The sequence below is a fragment of the Nonomuraea sp. C10 genome, assembly GCF_008017515.1.
Lineage (GTDB): Bacteria > Actinomycetota > Actinomycetes > Streptosporangiales > Streptosporangiaceae > Nonomuraea > Nonomuraea ferruginea.
On record NZ_VPFF01000001.1, the window covers coordinates 6,636,894 to 6,651,191 of the forward strand.

A 14,298-nucleotide genomic window follows, 5' to 3' on the forward strand; every position below is an offset into this window, starting at 1 on the left:
CGTGCCGTACGTCAGGTCAGCGGATCTCCGAGAGGGCGGCCGGGATGCGGTCGAGCACCGGGTGCGGCATGAGGCCGTAGGCGTAGAAGTCGACCGCCGACGCGCCCGCCGCCTTGGCCGCGCGGGCCTTGGCGACCAGCCGGTCGGCGGAGTCGCTGTCGGGGTAGCCGGGCCGCAGCACCGCGCGCACCTCGCGGTCCTTGCCGACCGAGCGCAGGTAGGCGCCGACGTCGTCGGCCACCCTGGCGGCGTCGCGCGCGTACGCGAGCACGGCGAAGGCGGGCACCAGGTCGCCGAGCGCCACCAGGTCGACGCCGAGCTGCCAGGCGTCGTGGGCGGCCAGCCCGGGGGTGGGCAGCCCGTCGCGGTAGCCCTTGACGCCGCCGGTCGCGTCAGCGAACACCAGTCTCGACCCCTCGTCGCCGACGGCCGACGCCACTTCGGAGACGAGGGTGGTGACGGTCTCGGAGCGGGCGCGGGCGTAGGCGACGACGTCGGGTCCGGCGTACGCGGTGAGCGCGGCCCTGGTCACCTCGCCCTGCGCGGGCGGGTCGCCGTCGAGCACGCCGCCGAGGATCCTCGCGCACTCCTCGCGCGCCACCTCGGCGTCCACGCCCAGGTCGGCGGCGCGGCGCATGCAGTAGTCGCAGAAGCAGAGCCCGAACATGTAGGCGTCCATCGGCCCGAGCGGCACGAACGAGCGCTCCGCCCGCAGCGGCCTGAAGTGCAGCGACTCGGCCACCACGGAGTCGACGCCGAGCCTGGCCACCGCCCTGGCGAGGGCGACGGCGTACGCGCGCGCGTCAGGATGGGCGGGGCACAGGTCGGCGGGCGAGCCGCGGTCGCCGAAGCAGTCGCGCACGGTCACGTCGGGGTGCGCCTCGCCGAGCGTGGCGTTGCGCAGGAACACGGTCCAGCCGTGCAGCCGCAGGCCGCGCTCGCCGCACGCCTCGCGCAGCCCGTCGAAGGCGTCCTGGTGTCCGGCCGGCGGCCGCAGCCGCAGGCCGGAGAACAGGTCGCCGGGCGGGGGGAAGTGGGCCCCGTCGCGGCGCACGGTCAGCCGGGACAGCCCGTGCGGGGTGACGTCGCGGGCGGCGTGGTGGACGGCGCCGACCGTGACGCCGGCCGCGCCGTACCCGCTGATCCTGTCGAGCACCCGCTCGACGCCCTCGCCGCGCAGGTCCTCGACGAAGGCGAACACCGAACTGTCCACGACGGGCGTCCCTCAGGCGCTCTTGTGCGCGACGAAGTCGATCTCCACCAGGATGTCGAGCAGCTGCGACCCGACGGTGGTGCGTACGGGGTAGGGCTGGGTGAAGTAGGACTGGTAGACCTCGTTGTAGGCGGCGAAGTCGCGCTTGAGGTGCTGGAGGTGGACGGTCGCCTTGACGACGTCGTCGAAGCCGAGGCCGTGGGCGGCCAGGATGGCGCCGAGGTTGCGCATCACCTGGTGGGTCTGGGTGACGATGTCGTCGCCTGCGAGCTCGCCGGTCTGCGGGTCGAGCGGGCCCATGCCGGAGGTGTAGACGAAGTCGCCCACGACGAGCCCCTGCGAGTAGGCGCCGATGGGGGCGGCGCCCTCGGTCGTTCTCAGCTCTTTCTTCACGGCTGCTCCTGGAAACGGGTGGTGATGGTGCCGGCAACCCGGTAGTCGCCGTCGACCAGGGGCAGCTCGCGCCACTTGTCGAAGGCGGTGCACGGGTGGGAGATGCCGAACGCGAGCAGGTCGCCGGGCCTGAGCCCGTCGGCGCGCACGATCGTGTGCTGGTCCTGCATCTTGACGACGGTGACGCCGCCTCGCCTGGGCACGGGCAGCCCCTCGTCGTACGGGGCGTCGCGCTTGCCCATGCCCACCACCGCGAGGCCGGGTTCGGGGGTCGACAGGACGTGCGCCCACACCTCCAGTGCGGGGCGCAGCTCGCCGTCGATCCGGCTGAAGGGGGTGCGCTCGCGGTAGTAGCCGTCGTCGTGGGTGACGTAGGCGCCGCTGCGCAGGATGACCCTGGCATGGGTGGCGACCAGGTGGCGGCCGATCACGTCGAACCACTGGCTGCCGCCGACGGTGAGGATGGGTGTGCGGAGGCGGAGGTGTTCGACGGCTTCCTGCAACAGATCCAGATATTTCCGGACTTCTTGCGCCGTGGCGAGCGATCCTTCGTACCCGGCGACCCCCACCAGCTCGACCCCGTCGGTCCGCTGGACGTGCGCGGCCAGCGTCAGCAGGTCGTCGAGCGTACGGCACCCCGCCCTGCCGCCCGGATGGCCCAGCTCGGCCAGCACCTGGAACGGCCGCGAGCCGGCGGCGGCGGCCAGGAGGTCGGCTCCCGCCGGGGAGTCGACGAAGGACATCAGCGTGAACCCGGGGTCCACGTCGAGCTCGGCGGCCGCCCAGCGCAGCCCCGCGGGGTCCACGACCTGGTTGGCCACCATGATCCGGCCGACCCCGAACCCGCGCACCGTCCGCGCCTGCGCGGGCGTGGCCACCGTCAGCCCCCACGCGCCCGCGTCGAGCTGGCGGGCGGAGATCTCGGGTGACATGTGGGTCTTGGCGTGCGGGGCGAGCTCCATGCCGTGGTCGCGGGCGAAGGCGGCCATGGTGGCGATGTTGTGGTGCAGCGCGTCGCGGTGCACGACCATCAGCGGGAAGCCCAGCTCCCCGCCGAACACCGAACGCCCCAGCATCTCCGGCACGCACTCCCCCTCTGCCCGGTTCTGACCTTATCCTGCGGATCTTGGCCGGAGGGCCCTGCCGGGAGTGGCCCCGGTCAGCTCGCCGTCCGCCAGCACCCGCTCCCCCGACACCAGCACGTCGCCGATCCCGGCGGCGAGCGTGCGCGGCGCCTCGTACGTGGCTCTGTCGGCGACGGTGCGCGGGTCCAGCACCACCACGTCGGCGGCGAACCCGGGACGCAGCAGCCCCCGGTCCGCCAGCCCGAACCGCCGCGCCGGGTGGGACGACAGGTGGACCACGGCCTGCTCCCACGTCCAGTCGCCGAGCTCGCGGACATGACGGCCGAGGAAACGGGCGAACGCCCCGAAGCCGCGCGGGTGCGGATGGCCGCCCACGTAGATGCCGTCGGAGCCGCCGGTGTGCGACGGGTGGCGCAGCACGCGGCGCACCGACTCCTCCCCCGCCGGGCCCTCGTCGGGGCGGGCCGACACGCAGCCGGCCTCCAGGCGGGTCTCGACGAGCAGGCGGCGGCAGAACTCGGCCGGCTCCACCCCCGCGCGCTCCGCCGCGGCGACCATGGTCATGCCCTCGGACCATTCCAGGCCGGGCGCGTGCGAGACGGTCAGCCGCGGCCAGGTCCGCTCCAGCTCCGGCCACCAGGAGTCGAGCTCTCCGGAGCGGAGCATCTCCAGGGCTCTCTCGGTGTCGGCGGCGGGCACCTGGGGCGGCAGCGCCACCATGGCCAGGATCGTGCTGCTGCGTAGGTAGGGGTAGGTGTCGAAGGTGAGGTCGACGCTCCCGGCCTGCGCCCGGTCGAGCAGCGGCAGCAGCAGGTCGGCCGGGCCGTGCAGGTGGGAGACGTGCACGGCCGCGCCGGACCGGGTGGCGATCTCCACCACCTCACTGATGCCGGTCTCGGCCCTGGCGCCGTAGGCGCGCATGTGGGTGACGTACGGGAGACCGCCGAGCGGGCGGCAGAGCTCGGCCAGCTCGTCGGCGCCCGCGTAACGTCCCGGTAGGTACTCCAGGCCGCTCGACAGCCCCACGGCGCCCTCGGACAGGCCGCGCTCGACCGCCGCCAGCATGAGCGCCAGGTCGTCGCGGGAGGCGTGGGCGGGCGAGGCGCCCATCACGTCGTAGCGGATCGTGCCGTGCGGCAGCAGGTAGGCGGTGTTCAGCGCGACCGCGCGGTCGTAGCCGCCGAGCAGCTCGGCCACGGTCAGCGGGCCCTCGCCGAGCGGGCCGTTCACGGCCGCGAAGTAGCGGGACGCGTACGCCACGGTCTCGGCCGAGCCGGGCGCGAACGACAGCCCGTCCTGGCCGAGCACGAACGTGGTCACGCCCTGCCGGAGCGCCGCGAGCTGCACCGACCGGTCGAACACCACCGCGTCGCCGTGCACGTGGCAGTCGACGAACCCAGGAGCCACCAGCCGCCCGGCCGCGTCGATCTCGGCGGCCGCCCCGGCGCCGTCGAGCCGGCCGACCGCCGTGACCCGGTCACCGGTGATCCCCACGTCCGCCCGGTACGGGGGAGCCCCGGTGCCGTCGAGCACCCGCCCGCCGCTGATGACTACGTCGAACATCACCCCAAGATTCAACCACCAGGAGCCTGTACGAAACACGACCCGTCAGAACGCGTCAGCGTCGGGTCCGAGAGATCCTTGCCGATGATCGGGCGTTCGGCGAGGAGGGCGCGGGCCGCGGTCCTGTCCAGGTTCCAGCCGTTCCACGAGTCGGGCCGGTCCAGCCCGTTCGCCGCCACGACGTCGGCCAGCACGCAGCTGCGCAGCGGCTCCGGCAGCCGGTCCAGCGCCGGGACCGCCTCGGCCCCGAGGTCGCCGAGGTAGTCCGAGTCCAGCTTCTGCACGCCGCGCACCGCCACCTGGGACTCCGCCACCCGCAGGTCCGGGTTCACCACCGCGAAGGCGCCCAGGGCCAGCCCGGTCACCAGGACGATGGTGCGCGGCAGCCACCCCGAGCCGCGCCCGGCGAGCCGCCCCGCCCCGGCCAGCAGCACCAGCGCGAACAGCGCCCCCAGCCAGTAGACGGTCGCCTCCACCGACAGCCGCAGCCGGGACAGCCCGTACGCGTCCGTGTAGAGGTCCATCCGGTGCAGCGCGGAGAACAGCACCACCATGGTCAGCCCGCAGAGCACGCCGAGCTGCCCGGCGAGCACCCACCGCTCCCGACGCTCGGTCTTGATCACGCCGGCGGCCACCGCGACGATGCCCAGCACGGCCAGGCTGACCACGACGAGCTGGAAGAAGCCCTGCCTGGCGTACTCGGCGTAGGTGAGGCCCGCCGTCTTCAGCACCCACGCGTCGCCGCCGAACAGCGCGGTGATCTGCACCGCGACGAACGCCGCGAACAGCAGGTTGACCGCGGTGAGCGGCACCAGCCAGATGGACCTGCTCACCGGCATCTTGATGTCCGGGCCCACCGGGTCGGCGACCGGCCGGAGCGCCACCAGCACCACCGCCGCCAGCAGCGCCGCGAACACGGCGAACAGCACGATCCGCGCCGGCAGCGACTCCGCCCAGTCGGGCGTGGTGGTCAGCCGCTCCACGTAGGAGGCGAACACCGGGTCGGCCGAGGAGAACAGGAGCCCGAACACCACCAGCAGCACCGCCGTGATGCCGAGCCCGGTCAGCGTCGGCAGGATCCGCCGCCTGGCCGCCAGGCCCTTCAGCGGCGCGGCCAGGAACCAGGGCAGCGGGCCGAACGCGAGCAGGATGGAGGCGCCTCCCCTGATGACGCCCAGCCATCCGAGCCCCGCGCCCGACACGGCCAGCGCCGCCAGCCCCGCCCCCGCCAGGAGCAGGATCGTCACCAGCCAGTCGGCGTCCCTGACGGCCGCCATCGCGATCAGCCAGTACGAGGTGAGTCCGAACGCGATCGTCCACGGCGTCATCCGCCGTACGACGGCCGGGAGCGCGGCGGCCCCGAGCACCACGCACACCAGCACGATCCCCAGCCCGATCTGGGCATCGGGCAGCGCGATCGCCGCGAACACCCCCGCCCCTCCGGCCGTGGGCAACAGCCAGCGAGGCGTCTCGGGCAGCTCCGGCCGCGGGAAAAGCGGCGGCGGCGTATAAACCGGCGGCGGCCCGTACGCACCACCCGCTCCCAGCCCGTACTGACCTGCCGATCCCGATCCGTGCTGCCCTACGGACGCCGCCCCGTACTGTCCTACGGACCTCGCCCCATGCTGTCCTGCGGACCCCGATCCGTGCTGCCCTGCAGCTCCTGGGTCGTGCTGCCCAGCGGACCTCGACCCGAGCTGCCCAGCGGATCCCGACCCGAGCTGCCCAGCGGACCTCGACCCGAGCTGCCCTGCGGATCCCGACCCGTGCTGCCCTGCAGCTCCTGGGTCGTGCTGTCCTGCGGACCCCGATCCGTGCTGTCCTGCAGATCCCGACCCGAGCTGCCCTCCGGGCCTCGGCCCGAGCTGTCCTGCGGATCCCGGGTCGTGCTGTCCAGTGGACCCCGGCCCGCCTGGTGGCACCTGTCCGCTTGAACTGACCGGGCCGTGCCCCTGCACACCCGCACCGGCTGCCGCGTACGTCTGCCCGCTCGCACCCGCTTGCGCACGCCCGCCCGGCCCGGCCTCCCCGCCCGGACCAGCCGATCCGTACGCCTGCGCGACCGGCCCGTACGTCGCGACCAGGTGAGCGTGCTCGGCGGCGCGGCGGGCCGCGCTGGCGCCCAGCGACGCTCCGATGGCCCCGAACAACGCGGTCACGCACACGAGCGTGACCACCGCGGCCGAGTCCCCGAAGATCACGCTCGCGAAAGCGGCGGCGAGCAACCCGGCCACGAACCCCACGGCCAGCCCGACGATCCCCCCAGCCACGATCTTGACCAGCCCCTTGATCGGCGAGTCATCCCCCGGCACCGGCAGCACGCCCCCCACCACCCCGGAGGCCGAGTCCTCCTGCCCGGCCTCCACCGCGAGCGCATCAACGCCCTCCGAACTCTCGCCGACCGACCCGGACGCGTGCGCGAGACCAGACCCGGCACGCGACGCGTCAGATCGCCCCGAGCCGACGTGCTCCGAACCGGCCTGCGTGGGCGGCGCGGGGTCGGCATCCGAAGCCTCGGCACGTCCAGCGGTCGTGAGCGTGGAGTCGACGCGCAGGGCATCGACGCCGTCGGACCTCGCAGGCACGGCCCGAGCCGACACAGCGCCAGCCGGTTCGGCGTCAGCGGGTTCGGGATCGGCCGGTTCGGCGCCAGCCAGCGCGGCACCGGCCGGTACGGCGCCGGCCAGTTCGGGGTTGGCGGTGGCTGGATCTGTCGAGGTGAGGGCGGATGCCGTGATGGGGGAAGGCGCGGGATCTTGGGAACGTGGCGGGCGGGCCTCTTCGGGCGCCATCGCAGTCCTCCCTGGTAGGTCGACGAGCATGCGGCATCCCGCGCAGTCGTCGATGCGGATCGAACCGCCGTGCAGTTCGACGATCTCCTTGACGATGGCCAGGCCCAGCCCGGCGCCCCCGCCGTCGGCGGTGCGTCCCGCGTCGAGCCTGGAGAAGCGTTCGAAGACGCGCGCCCTGGCCGGCGCCGGGATGCCCGGCCCCCGGTCGGCGACGGAGAGACACACCCCGGCCCCGGAAGGCGAGGCGGTCACGGTGACCGTGCCGTCCGGCGGGCTGTGCCGTACCGCGTTGTCGAGCAGGTTGGCCAGGACCTGCGCCAGCAGGTCGGGGTCGGCGAGGACCACGAGCCCGGCGGGGACCGAGGTGGCGAGCCGGACGTCCTCGCGCGCCAGCGCCGCCTCCAGGACGGCCTGCTCCACCAGGGGCCGGAGCTCGACCGCCTCCGGTTCGATGAGCCGCGCGCCGGAGTCGAGCCGGGACAGGTCGAGGAGCTGGGCGACCAGCCGGCCGAGCCGTTCCGTCTGGGCGAGCGCGGTGCGCATGGTGACGGGGTCGGGCGCGGACACGCCGTCCACGACGTTCTCCAGGACGGCGCGCAGGCCGGTGATGGGCGTGCGCAGCTCGTGGCTGACGTTGGCGACCAGCTCGCGGCGCTGCCGGTCGACCTCGCCGAGGTCGGCGGCCATCGCGTTGAAGGCCCGCGCCAGCTCGCCCACCTCGTCGCGCGAGGTGGCCTGGACGCGCAGCGAGTAGCGGCCCTTGGCGATGGTCTGGGCGGCCCTGGCCATCTCGCGCAGCGGCCTGGTCATGCCCATGGCGAGCAGCTGCACCATGATGAGGGCGAGCGCCACGGCCACGCCGATGCGCACCTCGCGCGAGAGCCCCGAGTTGATGCCGACCTCGTTCACCACGAACGCGGTGGCGACGGCCAGCACGATGACGATGCCGAGCTTGACCTTGATCCGGCCCAGGAAGTCGAGCGGTCTCATGGCCGCACCAGCGCGTAGCCGACGCCGTGCACGGTGCGGACCACGTCGGAGCCGAGCTTGCGGCGCAGCGCCCGCACGTGGCTGTCGACCGTCCGGGTGGCGGCCGCCTCGGAGAACCCCCACACATCCGACAGCAGCCGCTCCCGCTCGAACACCTGGCCCGGCCGCTCGGCGAGGCGGCGCAGCAGGTCGAACTCGGTGCGGGTGAGCTGGGCCTCGGCACCGCGGACGAAGACCCGGCGGGCGGCGGTGTCGATGCGCACCTCCCCCACCTTGATCACGGTGTCCTCGGCGGCGAGCTGTCCGGCCCGTTCCACCCGGCGCAGCAGCGCGTGGATCCTGGCCACCAGCTCGCGCATGCTGAACGGCTTGGCCAGGTAGTCGTCGGCGCCCACGCCCAGCCCGACCAGCACGTCGGTCTCCTCGCCGAGCGCGGTCAGCATGAGGACGGGCACCGGCCGGGCGGCCTGCATCCTGCGGCACACCTCCAGCCCGTCGAGCCCCGGCAGCAGCCGGTCCAGGATCACCAGGTCGGGCTCGGCCCGGTCGAACTCGGCGAGCCCGGTCTGCCCGTCGGCGGCCGTCCTGACCTGGAACCCCTCGGCGGCCAGCCGGTCGCGCACGGCCAGCGCGATCGTCTGGTCGTCTTCCACCACGAGAATGCGTCGCCGCTGCGTCACAATCGAGAGCCTAGAAGCGGGGTGTGCAGACGGCACTCCCCAATTCGTGCACATCCGGTGCAGACTTGGGCAGTGGACATCCCTGGATACTTGCGCCGTCTCGGCCTGCCCGAACTGGAGCACGCCGCGCCCTCCGCCGCCGCCCTGCGCGCCCTGCACACCGCGCACGTGGAACGGGTCGCGTACGAGGTGCTGGAGATCTGGCTGGGCAGGCCCACGACGGTGGATCCGCTGGAGTCGGCGGGCCGGATACTCGGCGGCCGTGGCGGCTACTGCTACCACCTGAACGGGGCGTTCTCCGAGCTGCTGGCGGCGCTCGGCTACGCGGTGACGCGGCATGTGGGCGGGGCGCAGGGCCGGGGCGAGGAGCCGGGGATCACCGGCAACCACCTGGTGCTGACCGTGTCCGGGCTGCCGGACGAGACCAACCCGGGTGGCGCGTGGCTGGCGGACGTGGGGCTGGGCGACGGGCTGCACGAGCCGCTCCCGCTGGTCTCCGGCGTCTACCGTCAGGGCCCGCACGAGTACGGGCTGCGCCCGTCGGACATGGCGCCCGGCGGGTGGCGGCTGGACCACGACCCGAGCGGCTCGTTCATCCGCATGGACTTCGGCATGGAACCGGCCGTGATGGCGGACTTCGCGGCCAAGCACGAGCACCTGACCACGTCGCCGGAGTCGGGGTTCGTGCGGGTCGCGGTGGTGCAGCGGCGGGACGCGCGGGGAATCGACAGCCTGCGCGGGCTGGTGCTGTCACGGCTCGGCGTGGGGGCCGACAGGGTGACGCTGGACAGCGCCCGCGACTACTTCGCCGCGCTGGCCGACGTCTTCTCCCTGCCGCTGGAGGACGTGAGCGGCAGGGAGAAGGAGAAGCTGTGGGGCAGGTTGCACGCCGCGCATGAGGCGTGGCTTGCCTGACGGGGTACACAGCTCGTCGGGAGGCGTATCGCTGGTGCACGTGGCCATGGGAGACACCGGGAAGCTCGCGGGGCGTTATCGGCTGCTGAACCCCCTCGGCGGGGGCGAGCTGTTGCTGGCCTTCGACGAGGTGGAGCACCGTGACGTGGTGGTGCGGCGGCTGCGCGCCCCCGCCGGGAGCCTGGACACGGCGGTGCGGGAGGCGCGCCGGACGGTGGGGTTCGTGCATCCGGCGATCGCGCCGCTGCTCGACGTGCCGGTGGAGGACGGCGAGCCGTGGCTGGTGACGGCGTTCGCGGAGGGCTCGTCGCTGGAGCAGACGGTGCGCGGGCGGGGTCCGCTGCCGGTGCGGCAGACGGCCCGGGTGGGCGTGTACGTGCTGTCGGCGCTGACGGCGGCGCACGCGGCCGGGATCGTGCACGGGCGGGTGCAGCCGGGCAACGTGCTGCTGTCGCCGACCGGGCGGGCGTTGCTGACCGGGTTCGGGCTGCCCTCGATGGGGATGCGGCCGGGCGCCGATCTGTGGTCACTGGCCGCCACGCTGCACTTCGCGGTCGAGGGCAGGCCGCCCGGCCAGGCGCCGGCCGAGGCCTCGGACCCGCTCCGGGCGCTGATCAGGGCGATGCTCACGCCGGCCGTGCCGCCGGTGGACGCGCTGGAGTGGACGCTGGGGCGGCTCGCGTCGGACCGCTCCCTGGAGCAGGTGGTCGCGGCCGACGGGCCGCTGCCGCCCGCGCGGGTGGCGGGCGTGGGGCTGGCGGTGCTCGACCGGCTCGCCGCGTGGCACGGGCGCGGCGAGCACCACGGCGGGGTGCAGCCGGGCACCGTGCTGATCGACGCCGAGGGCCGGGCCGCGCTGGTCCCACCGCCGGTGCCGGCGCCGCCGCCCGCCTACCTGCCGCCGGAGGGGGTGCCGGGTCCGGCGGGCGACCTGTGGGCGCTCGGGGCCACGTTGTTCCTGGCCGTGGAGGGCCGGCCGCCCGCTCCCGGCGCGTCGCTGCTGCGCGCGGGGCCGCTGGCGCCGTATCTGGTCGGATTGCTGTCAGGGCCGCCGGCCGGGCGGCCCACGCCGGAGGCGCTGCGGCGGCAACTGCTCGACGTACTGGCCCGTTGCGATATATCGTGATCGGGGAACCCCGGCGGTGGGCTCGCTCGTTGTCCGCACGACGCAGAATGTGGGAGAGGCGGGGCGTGCGCTCCGCGTTCGGAGGATGTTGAGTATGTCGCCAATCCAGAAGTACGCCATCGGCGCCGGCGTGGCAGTCCTGTTCTCGTGGATCTTCCTTCCGGGCTGGCTGACCCTGCTCGTCGTCCTCGGCGTGGTCGCCGCCCCGGTGGTCGGCTACTTCATGCTCGACCCGTCGCAGCGTGAGCGGCTCAAGAGGGCCCGCCGGCGCGGCATCGGCCGCTGAGGCGATCCGGCGGGGGCCCTCAGGCCTCCGCCGCCGTCGCCACCCGCTGGGTGACGCGGCGCTCGACGTAGAACGACAGGAACGGCACGGTGCCGCCGAGCATGACGCCCAGCATGTAGGGCCACGCCCAGCGGGCCTTCATGCCCAGGTTCATCACCGCGACCAGGTAGAGCATGTAGAGGCCGCCGTGGATGGGCGAGATCACCTTCGACGGGCCGGGGATGTCGAAGCCGTAGCGCAGCACCATGCCGCCGCAGAGCACGAGCAGCATGACGCCGACGATGTAGGCGAGCACCCGGAAGGGCTTGAGAGCCGATTCCACCGTTAACCTTCCAGAACCATTTCGGGGGACTCTTCACGGTCCCGATCCGCTCGTACGGCGTCGCGTACGAAGTGGAACCACATGAACACGGCGAACCCCGCGAAGATCCACCAGTTGGCGGCGTAGGCGAGGTTGCGCCAGGTGACTTCGCCGCCGGCCATCGGCGGCGGCGAGACGACCTGGGTGAGCGCCCCTGAGGGCGGCTCGGCCACGACGTAGCCGTTGCGCACCTGCTCGCCCTGCCACAGGTTGACCAGCTCGCCGGTCGCCACCGTCTGCACCTGACCGGGGGGCAGCCCTTCCTGCCTGCGCTGGACGGTGTCGCTGCCCTGCTGCGGGCGCAGCCGGCCCGGCACGCTCATCCGGCCCGCCGGCACGGCCGTGGCCGCGGGGTCGGCGGCGTCGGCCACCCAGCCGCGCACCACCGGCATCAGCGTGCCGTCGTCGAGCCTGATCGGGGTCAGCACCCAGTAGCCGTGGTCGCGCGAGACCTTGCCGCCGGGCGCGTCGACGTCGGGCCGCCGGTCGGCGACCAGGAGCTGGCGGCCGGCTTCGTAGACGCCTTCGACGGTGACCTTGCGGGCGACGGCGGTGCCCTGCATCTGCGCGCCGAGGGGGGCCAGCTCCGTGACGGGGACCGGGGCGGGGTCGGTGGTCATCACCGGCCGCCCCGAGTCCTCGAACACGCCGAGCTGCCAGCGGCCCAGCATGATGAACGCGATCACGACCCCGATCGTGAGCAGGTGCAGCCCAAGCAGGCGCGGCGAGAGCAGGGTCTTGAGCATGGATTAAAAGTATCCGCCCACGTGACCGGTCTCGTAATCAGCCCGCCGCAGGGAAGGCGATAAAACGCGCAAATGCGGCAGGCGATCACGCTAGGCTGCTGGCCATGTCTGACCAGCATATCGATCCCGCGGGCAACACCCAGCAGTTCCGCGCGTTCGCGCAGCGGTCCGAGCAGGAGTCTGCCGCCTCCGCTGCCAAGAAGTCGCCGGTTCTGCCGATCATCGCGGTGGTCGTCGTCGTCGCCGTCATCGGTGTGGCGGCGTTCCTCCTGCTGCGGTAGACCTCCCTTCACGTCACGGGGGGCCACCCGCCACGGACCGTGGCGGGTTTTCGTCATGCCCCGGGCCCTCTGATCAGTGGCGCTGACGCACCACGAGAGCGCTGCCGCCGCCGCGCCTGGACGGCTCGGCGACCGCCTGGACGCGGTCCCCGCGGAGGAACTCCAGCGCGGTGGCCGCGCCGATCTCCGGGTTCAGCACCAGGTCGTGGCCCCTGGCCTCCAGCTCCTGCTCGTAGCGGTCGAGGAAGCCCTGCTCGGCCTGCGTCTGCGCGGTGTTGCGCTGCGTCGCCCTGGGCGCGGCCAGCGCCTCGGGCAGCGACATGCCGAACTCGTACCGGTTGACCAGGATCTGCAGCACGGTCGTGATGATCGTGGAACCGCCCGGAGAGCCGAGCGCCATCACCGGCCTGCCGTGGTCGAACACGAGCGTCGGCGCCATCGACGAGCGCGGCCGCTTGCCGGGGGCGGGCAGGTTCGGGTCGCCCGGCGCCGGGCCGAAGGTGAAGTCGGTCAGCTCGTTGTTGAGCAGGAAGCCGCGGCCAGGCACCACGATGCCGTTGCCTCCGGTGGACTCGATCGTCAGGTTGTACGCGACCACGTTGCCCCACCGGTCGGCCACCACCAGGTGCGTGGTCTCCGGGCCCTCGGCCGTGGTCTCCGCGGCGGTGCCCTGCGGCGCCGGGCAGGTCTCGTACGAGCCGTCGGGGCTGCCGGGAGCGGCCGGGTGCGCGATGGCGCGGTCGCCGACCAGGCAGGCGCGTTCCTTGGCGAAGCCGTCGGACAGCAGCTCCTTCAGCGGCACGCCAGGCACGTCGCCGACGTAGGCGTTGCGGTCGGCGAAGGCCAGCCTGGACGCCTCCAGATACTCGTGCACCCCGGTTTCGGGCAGCGCGTCGAGGATGTTGAGCGCCTCCCCCACGGTCGAGCCGCCCGACGACGGCGGCGCCATGCCGTACACCGTCAGGCCCTTGTAGCCGGACCTGGTCGGCTCGCGCAGCAGCGCGCGGTAGTCGCGCAGGTCGCGCAGCTCCATCAAGCCGGGCCTGACGTCCCTGGTGGCTCCGGGGGCGACCGGCGGACGCTTGACCGTGGCCACGACCTCCTTGCCGAGCTCTCCCCCGTACAGCCAGCCGGTGCCGCGCCGGCCCAGCTCGCGGTAGGTGGCGGCCAGCTCGGGGTTCCTGAAGACGGAGCCGACGGGCGGCGGCGCGCCGTTCGGCAGGTAGAGCTTCGCCGTGGAGGTGAAGTCCTTGAAGCGGGCGGCGTTCTGCGCGGTCTGGTCGTGGAACGTCTGGTCGACCACGAATCCCCTGGACGCGACCGTGACGGCCGGCTGGAGCGCCTGCTTCAGCGACATCGTGCCGAACCGGCGTAAGGCCAGGTCCCACTGCGCGACCGCGCCAGGCACGCCGGCCGACAGGCCGCTGGTGACCGCCTCCTCGAAGGGGATGCCCTCCAGCGAGGTGGCGGTCATGGCCCGGGGCGCGGCCTCGCGGCCGTCGATGGTGTGCACCTTCCGGCGCTGGGCGTCGTAGTAGACGATGAAGCCGCCGCCGGCCAGACCGGCGGAGTAGGGCTCGGTGACGCCCAGCACCGCGCCGGCGGCCACGGCGGCGTCGACGGCGTTGCCGCCTCTCTTGAGCACGTCGACGGCCGCCTTGGAGGCGTCGAGGTCGACGGTCGCGACCGCGCCTCCGTACCCCTCGGCGACCGGGACCTTCTGCGGTTGGTGATGTGGTCCGGCCAACGCCGGGGCGGCGGGGGCCAGGGTGACGAGGACTGCTGCTGCGGGAACGATCACGTGGCGCATGGACTCCACGATGACCTAGGTACGCCCCGGGCGGTAGGGCCCCCTGCGACACCCGGG

The 14,298-nt window shown here is 73.5% G+C and carries 13 protein-coding genes; 4 read left to right on the forward strand and 9 right to left on the reverse strand.

Features of this window, described 5'->3' with window-relative positions; genetic code table 11:
- Positions 1-16: 16 nt before the first annotated feature.
- The 6 genes from FR742_RS30455 to FR742_RS30480 are packed head-to-tail and all read right to left on the reverse strand — an operon-like array spanning position 17 to position 8,716.
- A complete protein-coding gene (locus FR742_RS30455) occupies positions 17-1,213 on the reverse strand; it encodes a hypothetical protein (protein WP_148034123.1) in 1,197 nt (398 codons plus the stop codon).
- Between the two features lie 12 nt (positions 1,214-1,225).
- Entirely contained in the window at positions 1,226-1,606 is a 381-nt protein-coding gene (locus FR742_RS30460; RefSeq protein ID WP_148034124.1) for a RidA family protein, read from the reverse strand.
- Positions 1,603-2,682, reverse strand: a complete 1,080-nt coding sequence (locus FR742_RS30465) for an alanine racemase (protein WP_148034914.1) — start codon at positions 2,680-2,682, stop codon at positions 1,603-1,605. Before FR742_RS30465 ends, FR742_RS30460 begins: the two co-directional genes overlap by 4 nt.
- 36 nt (positions 2,683-2,718) lie before the next feature.
- Positions 2,719-4,254, reverse strand: coding sequence for an amidohydrolase family protein (locus FR742_RS30470; protein WP_261808823.1), 1,536 nt, complete (start codon positions 4,252-4,254; stop codon positions 2,719-2,721).
- A gap of 11 nt (positions 4,255-4,265) precedes the next feature.
- Positions 4,266-8,036: a DUF4153 domain-containing protein gene (locus tag FR742_RS30475; RefSeq protein WP_261808824.1), complete on the reverse strand. Its 3,771-nt coding sequence runs from the start codon at positions 8,034-8,036 to the stop codon at positions 4,266-4,268.
- Complete coding sequence (locus tag FR742_RS30480; protein ID WP_187281367.1) at positions 8,033-8,716, reverse strand: response regulator transcription factor; 684 nt, start codon at positions 8,714-8,716, stop codon at positions 8,033-8,035. Before FR742_RS30480 ends, FR742_RS30475 begins: the two co-directional genes overlap by 4 nt.
- Positions 8,717-8,788: 72 nt before the next feature.
- Here FR742_RS30480 and FR742_RS30485 point away from each other — a divergent pair, with 72 nt between their 5' ends.
- The 3 genes from FR742_RS30485 (at position 8,789) to FR742_RS30495 (ending at position 11,043) form a co-directional block, all read left to right on the forward strand.
- Positions 8,789-9,631, forward strand: a complete 843-nt coding sequence (locus tag FR742_RS30485; RefSeq protein WP_261808825.1) for an arylamine N-acetyltransferase — start codon at positions 8,789-8,791, stop codon at positions 9,629-9,631.
- A gap of 46 nt (positions 9,632-9,677) precedes the next feature.
- A complete protein-coding gene (locus FR742_RS30490) occupies positions 9,678-10,757 on the forward strand; it encodes a protein kinase domain-containing protein (RefSeq protein ID WP_187281368.1) in 1,080 nt (359 codons plus the stop codon).
- A 94-nt stretch (positions 10,758-10,851) separates the two neighbouring features.
- Positions 10,852-11,043 (forward strand): hypothetical protein, encoded by a 192-nt coding sequence (locus tag FR742_RS30495; RefSeq protein WP_148034129.1) that lies wholly within the window; start codon positions 10,852-10,854, stop codon positions 11,041-11,043.
- A 19-nt stretch (positions 11,044-11,062) separates the two neighbouring features.
- Here FR742_RS30495 and FR742_RS30500 read toward each other — a convergent pair whose 3' ends face one another.
- Both FR742_RS30500 and FR742_RS30505 read right to left on the reverse strand, forming a co-directional pair.
- Positions 11,063-11,365 (reverse strand): DUF3817 domain-containing protein, encoded by a 303-nt coding sequence (locus FR742_RS30500; RefSeq protein WP_187281369.1) that lies wholly within the window; start codon positions 11,363-11,365, stop codon positions 11,063-11,065.
- 2 nt (positions 11,366-11,367) lie between these two features.
- Positions 11,368-12,150, reverse strand: a complete 783-nt coding sequence (locus FR742_RS30505; RefSeq protein WP_187281370.1) for an SURF1 family protein — start codon at positions 12,148-12,150, stop codon at positions 11,368-11,370.
- Between the two features lie 104 nt (positions 12,151-12,254).
- Here FR742_RS30505 and FR742_RS44780 point away from each other — a divergent pair, with 104 nt between their 5' ends.
- A complete protein-coding gene (locus FR742_RS44780; protein WP_187281371.1) occupies positions 12,255-12,431 on the forward strand; it encodes a hypothetical protein in 177 nt (58 codons plus the stop codon).
- Between the two features lie 73 nt (positions 12,432-12,504).
- Here FR742_RS44780 and ggt read toward each other — a convergent pair whose 3' ends face one another.
- The gene (gene ggt, locus FR742_RS30510; protein ID WP_148034130.1) at positions 12,505-14,241 is read right to left on the reverse strand and encodes a gamma-glutamyltransferase; all 1,737 of its coding nucleotides are present in this window, start codon (positions 14,239-14,241) and stop codon (positions 12,505-12,507) included.
- Between the last annotated feature and the right edge of the window lie 57 nt (positions 14,242-14,298).